The organism is Micromonospora sp. DSM 45708 (assembly GCF_039566955.1).
Taxonomy (GTDB): domain Bacteria; phylum Actinomycetota; class Actinomycetes; order Mycobacteriales; family Micromonosporaceae; genus Micromonospora.
The window spans coordinates 3,326,424-3,340,980 of the sequence record NZ_CP154796.1 but is presented as its reverse complement, the minus strand read 5'-3'; the positions used below and the strand labels follow the sequence as shown (position 1 = coordinate 3,340,980).

Genomic DNA, 14,557 nt, shown 5'->3' with positions numbered 1-14,557 from the left:
CAGACTTGGGCCGTTACGGCGAAGGACGGATGTGCTGACATGCTTCGGAGTGACCTGGTCCAGCCGTTGCCCGAACTGCTCCGGGCCCACGCCGGCCGGCTGCCGGACCAGGTGGCGTTCCGCGACGCGGACCGGGCGGTGTCCTGGGCCGCGCTGGAGGCGGTCACCCGCCGGCTGGCCGGGCACCTGGTCGACGCGGGCGTCGGCCGGGGCGAGCGGGTCGCGTTCTGCCTGGGCAACCGGGTGGAGACGGTGGAGACCTGGCTGGCCGTGACCCGGGCCGCGGCGGTCGGCGTACCGCTGAACCCGCGCAGCACGGACGCCGAGCTGGCCCACCTGCTCGACGACTCCGGCGCGGTGCTGGTGGTCACCGACCCGCAGCACCTCGACCAGCTCCTGCGGCTGCGCGCGGACCGGCCCGACCTGCGCATCTGGGTGACCGGCGACGGGCCGTACCCGGAGCCGGCGACGGCCTGGCCGGCGCTGGTCGACGCGCCGCCGGCCGCCGACGCCCGCGACGACCTCGGCCTGGACGAGGTCGCCTGGATGCTCTACACCTCCGGCACCACCGGCCGGCCCAAGGGCGTGCTCTCCACCCAGCGCACCTGCCTCTGGTCGGTGGCCGCCTGCTACGTGCCGGTGCCCGGCCTGACCTCCGCCGACCGGGTGGTCTGGCCGCTGCCGCTGTTCCACAGCCTCTCCCACATCGGCTGCGTGCTGAGCGTGACCGCGGTCGGCGCGAGCGCCCGCCTGGTCGACGGCTTCGCCGCCGCCGACGTGCTGCGCGCGGTCGCCGAGGACGAGGCGACCGTGCTGGCCGGCGTGCCCGCCATGTACCACCACCTGGTCGACGCCGCGCGCGCCGACGGGTTCCGCGCGCCCGCGCTGCGGGTGTGCCTGGTCGGCGGCGCGATCACCACCGGCGAGCTGCGCCGCGCGTTCGAGGACGTCTTCGACGCGCCGCTGCTCGACGCGTACGGCAGCACCGAGACGTGCGGCTCGATCGCGGTGACCCGCCCGGACGAGCCCCGGGTCGAGGGCTCCTGCGGCCGGGCCGTGGACGGCGTGCAGGTGCGCCTGGTCAGCCCGGACACCGGCCGCGACGTGCCGACCGGCGACGAGGGCGAGGTGTGGGTACGTGGCCCGAGCGTCATGCTCGGCTACCACGGGCTGCCCGAGGCCACCGCGGCGGCGCTGCGCGACGGCTGGTACCGCACCGGCGACCTGGCCCGCCGCGACGCCGACGGGAACCTCTTCGTCACCGGCCGGCACCGGGAACTCGTCATCCGGGGCGGGGAGAAGGTGCACCCGGTCGAGGTGGAGGACGTGCTGCGCGCGGTGCCCGGCGTAGCCGACGTCGCGGTCACCGGCCGCCCGCACGAGGTGCTCGGCGAGGTGCCGGTCGCGTACGTGGTGCCCGCGCCGGAGGGCTTCGTGCCGGCCGCCGCGTACGCCGCCTGCCGCGAACGGCTCGCGTACCACAAGGTGCCGCAGGAGCTGTACGAGATCGACGCGGTGCCGCGTACCGCCTCCGGGAAGGTCACCCGGCGGCTGCTGGGGGAGATGCCGGCCCGGCTACGTGCGGTCAACGGCGCGCACCACGAGGCGCTGACGCGGCTCACCTGGCGTCCGCTGGAACCGGTCGACCGCGTCCCCGGCCGGCGCTGGGCGGTCGTCGGGCCACAGGCCGGGGCGGTCGCCGCCGCGCTGACCGCCGAGGGCGAGGACGTCCACACCGGCGCCCACTCCACCGACACCGGCGCGGACGTGCTGGTGCTGGCCGGCGTCGACCCGGCGGCGCTGCCCGGCTGGCTCGACGACGCCCGGCACGCCGCCGCCCGGGTGGTGGTGCTGACCACCGGCGCGGTGGACGCGTCCACCGCCGACACGCCCGACGACCCCGACCTGGTCCCGGCCGCCGCCGTCGCCTGGGCCCGGATGCGCTGCCGGCAGGCCGCCCGACCGGGCCGGACCGTGCTCGTCGACGCCGACGCCGACCCCGGCTCGGCCGCGTTGCTGCCGTCCGTGGTGGACGCCGGCGCCGCCCAGGTCGCGCTGCGCGCCGGCACCGCCCGGTACGCGGTGCCCGCGCCGGCCGCCGCGCCGGCAAGGGAACACGCCGCCACGGTGCTCGACCCGGCCGCGCCGGTGGTGCTGGCCGGCGCGGACACCGCCGAGCGGGCGGCGCTGGCCCGACACCTGACCGGCGCGTACGGGGCCCGGTCGCTGCGGCTGCTGCCGGTCGACGGCCCCACCACCGACGTCTCGACCCGGGACGGGGAACCGGTCGGCGCGGCCGTGCTGCGGGTCGCCGACGCCGACCTGACCGACCCGGACCGGACCGCCCGGCTGCTCGACCTCGCCGGCCGGCTGGACCGGGACACCCGGCACGCCGGCGCCACCGCGTACACCGTGCTGGTCCCCGCCGACCTGCTGCTCGGCGTCGCCGGACGGGAACCGGCGGCGGGCGCGGTCGCCGCGCTGCACGCGCTCGTCGCCCGCCGGCACGCGGCCGGGCTGCCGGCCCGGCTGATCGGCGTCACCGGACCGGCGCGGGCGGAGGCCGCCGCGTTCGACGCCGCGCACGACGGCGACGACCTGGTGCTGGTGGCCGGCCTGGCCGAGCGGGTGGCCGCCCACCCGGCCTGGCGCGGCCCGGCCCGGCCCGACGACGACGCGGACCTGCTGCGCCGCCGGCTCGCGGCGCTCACCACCGCCGACGGCGACCGCCTCCTGGCCGACCTGGTCCGTGCCGCCACCGCCGAGGTGGCCGGGCTGCCCGGCCCGGGCGCGGTCCGGCCCGGACGGGCGTTCACCGAACTCGGGTTCACCTCGGTCCGCGCGGTCGCGCTGCGCGACCGGCTGAACCGGGCCACCGGCGCCCGGCTCTCCGCCACCGCCGCGTTCGACCACCCGACGCCCGCCGCGCTCACCCGGCACCTGGCCACGCTGCTGCGCGGCGCCGGCCCGACCGACGCCGCCGCCCGGTCCGGTCCGGTCGCCGCCGACGACCCGGTGGCCATCGTCGCCATGGCGTGCCGGCTGCCCGGCGGCGTCACCGGCCCGGACGAGCTGTGGGAGCTGCTCGAATCCGGCGGCGAAGGGCTCACCGGCTTCCCCACCGACCGGGGCTGGGACCTGGCGCACCTGTTCGCCGACGACCCCGACCGGGCCGGCACCTCGTACGTGCGGGTGGGCGGGTTCCTGGCCGGTGCCGGGGACTTCGACGCCACCCTGTTCGCGATCAGCCCGCGCGAGGCGCTCGCCATGGACCCGCAGCAGCGGCTGCTGCTGGAGACGTCCTGGGAGCTGTTCGAGCGCGCCGGGATCGACCCGACCGGGCTGCGCGGCAGCGCCACCGGCGTGTTCACCGGCGTGATGCACCACGACTACGCGGCCAACGTCGGTCAGGCGCCGCCCGGCACCGAGGGCTACCTCGGTGTCGGCACCGCCGGCAGCGTGGTCTCCGGGCGGGTCGCGTACGCGCTGGGCCTGGAGGGGCCCGCGGTGACCGTGGACACCGCCTGCTCGTCGTCGCTTGTCGCGCTGCACCTGGCCGCGCAGGCGCTGCGCGCCGGGGACTGCGCGCTCGCGGTGGCCGGCGGCGTCGCGGTGATGGGCACCCCGCAGGCGTTCGTCGAGTTCAGCCGCCAGCGCGGACTCGCGCCGGACGGCCGGTGCAAGGCGTTCGCCGAGGCTGCCGACGGCACCGGCTGGTCCGAGGGCGTGGCCGTGCTGCTGCTGGAACGGCTCAGCGACGCCCGCCGCCACGGCCATCCGGTGCTGGCGCTGCTGCGCGCCAGCGCGGTCAACTCCGACGGTGCGTCCAACGGGCTCACCGCCCCCAACGGGCCGGCCCAGGAACGGGTCATCCGGCGGGCGCTGGCCACCGCCGGCCTCGGGCCGGGCGACGTGGACGCGGTCGAGGCGCACGGCACCGGCACCCGGCTCGGCGACCCGATCGAGGCGCAGGCGCTGCTCGCCACGTACGGGCAGGACCGCCCGGCGGACCGTCCGCTGCTGCTCGGCTCGCTCAAGTCGAACCTCGGACACACCCAGGCGGCGGCCGGCGCGGCCGGGGTGATGAAGATGGTGCTCGCGCTGCGCCACGGCACGCTGCCGCGCACGCTGCACGTGGACGCGCCGAGCCGCGAGGTCGACTGGTCGGCCGGCGCGGTCGAGCTGCTCACCGACGCCCGGCCGTGGCCCGACGTCGACCGGCCCCGCCGCGCCGGGATCTCCTCGTTCGGCATCAGCGGCACCAACGCCCACGTCGTCGTCGAGGCGGCCCCCGCCACGCCGACCCCACCGCCGGTCACCCGCGAGGCCCCGGCCGGCGTCGTGCCGTGGCTGCTGTCCGCGGCGAGCCGGGAGGGCCTGCGTGACCAGGCGGCCCGGCTGTTGAGCCGGCTCGACCGGATCGACGCCGACCCGGCCGACGTGGCGTACGCGCTGGCCACCACGCGGGCGGCGCTTGACCACCGGGCGGCGCTGCTGATCGGCGACCCGGCCGACGCCCGCGCCGGGTTGACGGCGCTGAGCCGCGGCGACACCGACCCGGCCGGCGTGCTCACCGGCCGCGTCTCCGACGGCCGGCTCGCCGTCCTCTTCGGCGGGCAGGGCGGACAGCGCGCCGGCATGGGCCGGGAGCTGCACGCGGCGTACCCGGTCTACGCGGAGGCGTTCGACGCCGCCGCCGCCGAACTGGACCGGCACCTCACCGGGCACCCGGTCGCCGACGTGGTCCTCGCCCCGGACGGCGACGCGCGGGCGGCGCTGCTCGACGAGACCCGCTACACCCAGCCGGCGCTGTTCGCCGTCGAGGTGGCGCTGCACCGGCTGCTCGAATCCTGGGGCGTCCGCCCGGACCTGCTGCTCGGCCACTCCATCGGCGAGATCGCCGCCGCGCACGTGGCCGGCGTGCTCACGCTCGCCGACGCCGCCGCGCTGGTCGCCGCGCGGGGCCGGCTCATGCAGGCGTTGCCGGCCGGCGGCGCGATGGTCGCGGTGGAGGCCGACGAGACCGAGGTGGCCCCGCACCTGACCGACCGGGTCGGGCTGGCCGCCGTGAACGGGCCGACCAGCGTGGTGCTCTCCGGCGACGCCGACGCGGTCGAGGCGGTCGCCGCGACGCTGCGCGCCGCCGGCCGCCGCACCAGCCGGCTGCGGGTGTCGCACGCGTTCCACTCGCCCCGGATGGCGCCGATGCTCGACGCGTTCCGGGAGGTCGCCGCCGGGCTGACCTACCGCGCGCCGCAACTGCCGGTGGTGTCCACGCTGACCGGCGCGCCTGTCGACGCGGCCCGGCTCACCTCGCCCGAGCACTGGGTGGCGCACGTCCGCGACACCGTGCGCTTCGCCGACGGCGTCCGCGCCCTGCACGCCGAGGGCGCCACCACGTTCCTGGAGATCGGCCCCGGCGGCGTGCTCACCGCGATGGCCGCCGACTGCCTCGCCGACGCCAGCGACGACCTGGCGTTCGTGCCCACGCTGCGCGCCGGCACACCCGAACCGGCGGCGCTGCTCACCGCCGCCGCCCGGCTGCACGTCCGGGGCGCGCCGGTGGACCGGGCCGCGCTGGCCGGCCCCGGCCCGCACGTGCCCGTCGCGCTGCCCACCTACGCGTTCCGGCACCGGCACTACTGGCTGCCCGCCACACCCGGCGCGCCGACCGGCGACGCCGGTCACCCGCTGCTCGCCGCCGTGCTGCCGGTCGCCGGCACCGGCCAGGTGCTCGCCACCGGACGGTTCACCGCCACCCGGCCGGCCACCCCGGACGGCACCGCGCCGCTGCTGCCCGCCGCCGCGCTGCTCGACGCGCTCGGCCACCTCGGGGAGCGCCTCGACACGCCGGTCCTGGCCGACCTGCGGATGCCGGCACCGGCCCCGCTGCCCGCCGGCCTCGCGGTCGACCTCCAGATCGACGTCGCCGCCCCGGACGCCGCCGGCCGCCGCGCCGCCCGCTGCCACGTCCGCGCCGGCGAGCACGAGCCGTGGCGGGCGGTCGCGGACGCGGTGCTCGCCCCGGTCGACCCGCTCGCCGGGCCCGGCGTACCGGCCCCGGCCTGGCCGCCGGCCGGCGCCCGCCCGGTCGAGGCGGCGCATCCGCTGCTGCGGGCCGCCTGGACCGCCGGGGACCGGCTGCACCTCGACGTACGGCTGCCCGACGACGCGGCCGACCCGGACGCCGAGCGGTACGGCGTGCACCCGGACGTGCTCGACGCCGCGCTGGGCCTGCTCCCACTGGCCGGGTTCGCCCCGCCGGCCGGGCCGGGGGAGCGGATCGTGCCCACCGACTGGACCGGTGTGCGCCGGCACGCCACCGGCGCGTACGCGTTGCGGGTCAGCCTCGCCCCGGCCGGCGCGGACGCGGTGACGCTGACCGCCGTCGACGACGCCGGTCGGCCGGTGCTCGACGTCGACCGGATCGCGCTGCGGGCCGTGACGCTGCCGTCGGCCGCCGCCGCACCGGCGCCGGAGACCGGCCCGGCCGGCCTCTACACGGTGGACTGGCGGCCCGCCCCGACCGGCCCGGTGCCCACCTGGACGCTCGCCGACGCGGTCCCGGCGACCGGGCCGCTGCCGCCGGTGCTGGTGCTGCGTCTGCCCGACGGCGATCCGGACACCAGCGTCGCGCAGCGCGCCGACGCGATCGGCCTGGACCTGCTCGGCGTGCTCCACCGCTGGCTCGACGACCCGCGCGCCGCCGACACCCGGCTGGCGGTGGCGGTCCGCGACGGCGACCCGGCGCACGCCCCGGCCGCCGGCCTGCTCCGGGTGGCCCGCGCCGAGCACCCCGACCGGTTCCTGCTGCTGCACCTGGACACCCTCGACGACGCCACGGTCCGCGCCGCGCTGGCCGCCGCCGACGACGAACCCGAGGTCGCGGTCCGCGACGGCCGCGCGCTGCTGCCCCGGCTCCGCCCGGCCACCGAGCCCGACGCCGCCGCCCGACCCGCGCTGGCCGGCGGCGCGGTGCTGCTCACCGGCGGCACCGGCGGCATCGGCCGGCACGTCGCGGTCCACCTCGCGCAGGCGTACGGCGTGCGGGAGCTGGTGCTGCTCAGCCGCACCGGCCGGCCCGCAGCGTGGACCGACGAGCTGGCGGCGACCGGCGTCGACGTCCGGGTGGTCGCCGCCGACGTGGCCGACCGGGACGCGCTCGCCGCCGTGCTGGCCCCGCTCGCCGACCGGCTGGTGGCCGTCGTGCACGCCGCCGGCGCCACCGACGACGCGCTGCTCACCGACCTCGACCCGGACCGCTGGGCCGGGGCGCTGCGGGCCAAGGTGCACGGCGCCTGGCACCTGCACGAGCTGACCGCCGGCCTCGACCTGGCCGCGTTCGTGCTGTTCTCCTCCGCCTCGGCCACGTTCGGCAGCCCCGGCCAGGGCAACTACGCCGCCGGCAACGCGTTCCTCGACGCGCTCGCCGCGCACCGGCGCGCCCTCGGGCTGCCCGGCACCGCGCTCGCCTGGGGCCTGTGGGCCGAGACCGACGGGATGGCCGGCCGACTCACCGCCGCCGACCTGGCCCGGCTCGCCCGCACCGGCACCCGTCCGCTGGACGCCGCCGCCGGGCTGGCGCTGTTCGACGCCGCGCTGCGCGCCGAGCCGGCGACGCTGGTGCCGATCGGCCTGGACCTGGCCGCCGTCCGCGCCACCGGGGAGGTGCCGGCGCTGCTACGGGCGCTGCTGCCGCCGGCCCCGCGCCGGGCCGTCGTCGCCGAGCCCGGCACCGGCGCCGGCACCGGCTTCGCCGACCGCCTGGCCGGCCTCGGGGAGCCGGACCGGGCCGCGCTCCTGCTCGACCTGGTCCGCACCCGCTGCGCCACGGTCGTCGGGCACGCCGGGCCGGAACAGATCGAGCCGCGCCGGCCGTTCAAGGAACTCGGCTTCGACTCGCTGATGGCGGTGGAGCTGAGCAACCGGCTCTCCGCCGCCACCGGCGTCCGGCTCGCCCCGCACGCCGTTTTCAACCACCCCACCCCGGAGCTGCTCGCCGCGCACCTGCACGCGCGGCTGCTCGGCACCGCCGCCACCGAGGTCGCCGACGCCGCCACCGTCGCGCTGGACGAGCCGGTCGCGATCGTCGCGATGGCCTGCCGGTTCCCCGGCGGAATCGGCTCCCCGGAGGAGCTGTGGCGGCTGCTCGACGCCGGCGGCGAGGTCATCGGCGACCTGCCCACCGACCGGGGCTGGCCGCTGGCCGACCTGTACGACCCGGAGCCCGGCACGCCCGGCCGCACCTACACCCGGGCCGGCGGCTTCCTCACCGGCCTCGCCGACTTCGACGCCGCGTTCTTCGGCATCAGCCCGCGCGAGGCGCTCGCCATGGACCCGCAGCACCGGCTGCTGCTGGAAACCTCGTGGGAGGCGCTCGAACGGGCCGGCATCGACCCGGACACGCTGCGCGGCAGCCGTACCGGCGTGTTCGCCGGCACCCACGGCCAGGACTACGCCGACCGGATCGCCCCCGGCGCCACCGCCGACGACGGTGAGACCGTCGCCGACGAGGGGCACCTGCTCACCGGCACCGCCGCCAGCGTGCTCTCCGGGCGGGTCGCGTACGCGTTGGGGCTGGAGGGGCCGGCGGTCACCGTGGACACCGCCTGCTCCGCGTCCCTGGTGGCGCTGCACCTGGCCGCCCAGGCGCTGCGTCAGGGCGACTGCGACCTGGCGCTCGCCGGTGGCGTGTCGGTGCTGTCCAGCCCGGCCGGGCTGACCGGGTTCAGCCGCCAGCGCGGGCTCGCCCCGGACGGCCGCTGCAAGGCGTTCGCCGAGGACGCCGACGGGTTCGGCATGTCCGAGGGCGTCGGCGTGCTGGTGGTGGAACGGCTCTCCGACGCCCGCCGGCGCGGCCACCCGGTGCTGGCCGTGGTCCGCGGCTCGGCGGTCAACTCCGACGGCGCGTCCAACGGGCTGACCGCCCCCAACGGGCCGTCCCAGGAACGCGTGATCCGGGCCGCGCTGGCCGCCGCCGGGCTCGACCCGGCCGACGTGGACGCGGTCGAGGCGCACGGCACCGGCACGCCCCTCGGCGACCCGATCGAGGCCGAGGCCATCCTCGCCACCTACGGCCGCCGCCCCGACGGCGTCCCGCCGCTGCTGCTCGGCTCCGTGAAGTCGAACCTCGGCCACACCCAGGCCGCGGCCGGCGTCGCCGGGATGCTCAAGGTCATCCTCGCCATGCGGCACGGCCGGCTGCCCCGCACGCTGCACGCCGCGCACCGCACCAGCCGCGTCGACTGGGCGGCCGGCGCGGTCGACCTGCTCACCGAGGCCCGGCCGTGGCCGCGTACCGACCGGCCGGCCCGCGCCGGCGTCTCCTCGTTCGGCATCAGCGGCACCAACGCGCACGTGGTGGTCGAGGCCGTGCCGGCCGAGCCGGCCGTCGACGCCGCGCCGCCGGCCGGGCCGGCGGCGTTGCCGTGGCTGCTCTCCGCGCGTACCCCGGAGGCGTTGGCCGGGCAGGCCCGCCGGCTGCGGGACCACCTCGCCGACCGGCCCGAGCAGCCACCGCTGGACGTGGCCTGGTCACTGGCCACCACCCGGGCCGGCTTCGACCACCGGGCCGTGCTGGTCGGCGGCCCGGCCGAGATCGCCGCCGGCCTGGACGCGCTCGCCGCCGGCGAGCCCGCCACCGACCTGGTACGCGGCGACGTCACCGCCACCGGCAAGGTGGTGTTCGTCTTCCCCGGACAGGGTTCCCAGTGGGCCGGCATGGCGCTGGACCTGCTCGACGAGGCGCCCGTGTTCGCCGAGCGGATGGCCGCCTGCGACGCCGCGCTGCGGCCCTGGCTGGGCCATCCGCTGCGGGACCTGCTGCGCCAGGCGCCCGGCACGCCCGACGCCGAGCGGGCCGACGTGGTGCAGCCGCTGCTCTTCGCGGTGATGGTGTCGCTGGCCGAGCTGTGGCGCTCGTACGGCGTCCAGCCCGCCGCCGTGGTCGGCCACTCGCAGGGCGAGATCGCCGCCGCCTGCGTGGCCGGCGTGCTCTCCCTGCCGGACGCCGCCCGGCTGGTGGCGTTGCGTGCCCGCGCGTTGCGCAAGCTGGCCGGCGCCGGGGTGATGGCCGCCGTGCCGCTGCCCGTCGGCACGGTCCGCGAGCGGATCGCCCGGTACGGCGACCGGCTCGCCGTGGCCGCGGTCAACGGTCCGGCGAACGTGGTGGTCTCCGGCGAGCCGGACGCGGTCGACGCGTTCGCCGCCGAACTGGAGACCGACCGGATACGGCTGCGCCGGCTCGCGATCGACTACGCCTCCCACTCCCCGCAGGTGGAGCGCATCCGCGCCGAACTGGCCGAGGCCGTCGCCGGCGTCACGCCCGGACCGGCGGCGGTGCCGCTCTACTCGACCACCGACCTGTGCTGGCTCGGCGGCGAGGAGATGGACCCGGACTACTGGTACCGCAACCTGCGCCAGCCGGTCGAACTGGCCGACGCGGTGCGCGCGCTGACCACCGAGGGGCACCTCACGTACGTCGAGTGCAGCCCGCACCCGGTGCTCACGCCCGGCATCGAGCAGACGCTCCAGGAGCACGACCACCCGGCGGTGGTGGTCGGCTCGGTGCAGCGCGGCCGGGGTGACCGGGCCCGGTTCCTGCTCTCCGTGGCCGCGCTACACGTGCGCGGCGTGCCGGTGGACTGGCAGCCGGTGCTGGCCGGCGGACGCCGGGTCGACCTGCCCACGTACGCGTTCGCGCACCGCCGCTACTGGCCCCGCCCGGTCACCGGGACCGCCGACGTGGGCGCGGCCGGGTTGGCCGCCGCCGGGCACCCGCTGCTCGGCGCGTCCGTGCCGCTGGCCGACGGCCGGGGACACCTGTTCACCGGCCGGCTCTCGGTCGCCGAGCAGCCCTGGCTGGCCGACCACCGGGTCGCCGGCCGGGTGCTGGTGCCCGGCACCGGGCTGGTCGAGCTGTGCCTGCGCGCCGGCGACGAGGTCGGCTGCCCGGCCCTCGACGAGTTGGTCATCGAGGCGCCGCTGACGCTGCCCGAGGACGCCGCGACCCAGGTGCAGGTCGCGGTCGGCCCGGCCGCCGACGACGGCCGCCGGCCGGTCACCGTGCACTCCCGGCCCGCCGCCGGCCCGGCCGACGCGCCGTGGACCCGGCACGGCAGCGGCACGCTCTCCGCCGCCGAACCCACCCCGGCGACGCCGGCCGGGCCGCCGCCGGACGCCCGCGCCGTCGACCTGACCGGCTTCTACGACCGCCTGGTCGACGAGGGGTACGGCTACGGCCCGGCGTTCCAGGGCCTGCGCGCGGTCCGGACCGGCGACGACGAGGTGTACGCCGAGGTGGAGCTGCCGGCCGGCCCGCGCGCCGACGCCGACCGGTACGCGCTGCACCCGGCGCTGCTCGACGCCGCGCTGCACGCCGCGCACTTCGGTGGTCTCGCCGACGCCGGCGGTGACCGGATCCTGCTGCCGTTCGCCTGGAACGGGCTCACCCTGCACGCCACCGGCGCCACCACGCTGCGGGTACGGCTGCGCCGGGTCGGCCCGCACGCGTTCGCGTTGTCCGCCACCGACCCGGCCGGCGTGCCGGTGGTCGAGGCGGCGTCGCTGGCCATGCGTCCGATCTCCCGCGCCGAGCTGGGCGCCCGCGACGACGCGGTCACCGACGCGCTGTTCCACCTGACCTGGCAGCCGCTGCCGACCTCGCCGCCGTCGACGCCGGCCCGGATCGCGGTGCTCGCCGCCCCGAGCACCGACGCCACCGACCCGTCCGCCGTGGCCGACCTGCCCGGTCCGGCCGACCTGTCGCGCCACGCCGACGGGTCCGCCGCGTCCGACCTGCCGCACCACGCGGACCTGGCCGCGCTGGCCGCCGCGGTCGACGCCGGCGCCCCGCCGCCGGACGCGGTGCTCGCGCCGCTCACCGCCGGCACCGGTGCGCACCGGACGACCGGCCCCGCCGCCCCGGACCGGGCGCGAAAGTTCACCGGTGACGCGCTCGCGCTGGTGCAGCGCTGGCTGACCGAGCCGCGCTGGGCCGAGACGCGGCTGGTGCTGCTCACCTCCGGCGCGGTCGGTGTGCACGGGCCCGGCGAGGTCGACGACCCGGACGCCGCCGCCGCGTGGGGCCTGGTCCGCTCCGCCCAGTCCGAACACCCGGACCGGTTCGTGCTGCTCGACGCCGACACCGGGCCCGACGCGGCCACCCTGACCGCCGTGCTCGCCGCCGACGAGCCGCAGGTGGCGCTGCGCGACGGCGGCGCGTACGTGCCCCGGCTGGCCCGCCGCGCCGACGCGCCCACGCTCGCCCCGCCCGCCGACGCGACCGCCTGGCGGCTGGACGTGCCCCGGCGGGGCAGCCTCGACCACCTGGCGCTGGTGCCCACCGACGCGGCCGACGCGCCGCTCGGCGCATCCGACGTGCGGGTCCGGGTCCGCGCCGCCGGCCTGAACTTCCGCGACGTGCTCAACGCGCTCGGCCTCTACCCGGGCGACCCCGGCCCACCCGGCGGGGAGGCCGCCGGAGTCGTCGTCGAGGTCGGCGCCGAGGTCACCGACCTGCGCCCCGGCGACCGGGTGCTCGGCGTGTTCACCGGCTGCTTCGGCCCGGTCGCGGTCACCGACCGGCGGCTGCTCGCGCCGGTGCCGGACGGTTGGACGTTCGCGCAGGCCGCGACCGTGCCGGTGGTGTTCCTCACCGCCTGGCGGGGACTGGTCGGGCTGGGCCGGCTGCGGGCCGGGGAATCCGTGCTGGTGCACGCCGGCGCCGGTGGCGTCGGCATGGCCGCGGTGCAGATCGCCCGCCACCTGGGCGCGGAGGTCTTCGCCACCGCCAGCGAAGGCAAGTGGCCCGCGCTGCGGGAGCTGGGCGTGCCCGCCGACCACCTGGCGTCGTCCCGGACGCTCGACTTCGAGGCGCGTTTCCTCGACGTCACCGGCGGTCGGGGCGTGGACGTCGTGCTCGACTCGCTGGCCCGCGAGTTCGTCGACGCGTCGCTGCGGCTGCTGCCGCGCGGCGGCCGGTTCCTGGAGATGGGCAAGACCGACCTGCGTGACCCGGCCCGGGTCGCCGCCGACCACCCCGGCGTCGACTACCAGGCGTACGACCTGACGCAGGTGGCGCCGGACGAGATCCAGCGGATGCTCACCGAGCTGCTGGCGCTGTTCGCCACCGGCGCGCTGCGCCCGCTGCCGGTGCGGGCCTGGGACGTCCGGCAGGCCCCGGACGCGTTCCGCTACGTCAGCCAGGCCCGGCACGTCGGCAAGGTGGTGCTCACCATGCCCGAGACGTGGGACCCGGACGGCACGGTGCTGCTCACCGGCGGCACCGGCCTGCTGGGCGGCCTGGTGGCCCGCCGGCTCGTCACCGGGCACGGCGTCCGGCACCTGCTGCTGACCAGCCGGGGCGGCCCGGACGCGCCCGGCGCGGCCGAGTTGACCGCCGAGCTGACCGCGCTCGGCGCCACCGTCGCCGTCGCCGCCGCCGACGTCGCCGACCGGGACGCGGTGGCGCGACTGCTGACCGCCGTGCCGCAGGCGCATCCGCTCACCGCCGTGGTGCACCTGGCCGGCGTGTTGGACGACGGGGTGGTCACAGCGCTCACCCCGGAACGCCTCGACACCGTGTTCCGCCCCAAGGTCGACGCCGCCCGTCACCTCGACGAGCTGACCCGCCACCTCGACCTCGCCGGATTCGTGCTGTTCTCCTCCGGCGCCGGCGTGTTCGGCGTGCCCGGCCAGGGCAACTACGCCGCCGCCAACGCCTGGCTGGACGCGCTGGCCCGGCGGCGGCGCGGCGCCGGACTGCCCGCCCGCGCGTACGCCTGGGGGCTGTGGGCGCAGGCCAGCACGCTGACCGCCGGCGTGGACCGGGCCGGCACCACCCGGGACGGGCAGCTCGCGATCCCGTCCGACCTGGGCATGGCGCTGTTCGACGCCGGCCTCGCCGCACCGGAGGAACACCTGGTGCCGACCCGCGTCGACCGGGCCGCGCTGGCCGGCCGGCCGCACGTGCCGGCGCTGATGCGTGGCCTGGTCCGCGTCGACCGGCCGAAGGCCCGCGCCGCCACCACCGGCGGCGGCGACCTGGCCGGGCGGCTGCGCGCGCTCACCGGCGCGGAACAGTCCGCGCTCCTGCTCGACCTGGTCCGGGCCACCGCCGCGGCGGTGCTCGGCCACGGCAGCCCGGACGCCATCCGGGAGGGGCAGGCGTTCCACGAGCTGGGCTTCGACTCGCTGACCGCGGTCGAGCTGCGCAACCGGCTCACCGAGGCCACCGGGGAACGGCTGCCGGCCACCGCCGTCTTCGACTACCCGGACCCGGCGGCGCTGGCCGGGTACCTGCGTTCCCGGCTGGTGCCCGACGGCGCGCAGGCCGCCCCGGCGGTGCTGGCCGAGCTGGAACGCCTGGAACGGGCCCTCGCCGAGACCACCGTCGAGGCGGAGCTGCACACCCAGGTGGCGGCGCGGCTGGAGGTGCTGGTCGCCAAGTGGCGCACCATGCGCGGCGCCTCCGCCACCGACGACGACCTGGACCTCGACCGGGCCAGCGACGACGAGATCTTCAGCCTGATCGACACGGAACTCGGGCTGTGACGGC

1 protein-coding gene is annotated in these 14,557 nt (G+C 78.5%); it reads left to right on the top strand.

Annotated elements, in window-relative coordinates:
* The first annotated feature begins 39 nt into the window (after nucleotides 1-39).
* Nucleotides 40-14,553, top strand: a complete 14,514-nt coding sequence (locus VKK44_RS14165; RefSeq protein WP_343447431.1) for an SDR family NAD(P)-dependent oxidoreductase — start codon at nucleotides 40-42, stop codon at nucleotides 14,551-14,553.
* Nucleotides 14,554-14,557 lie beyond the last annotated feature (4 nt).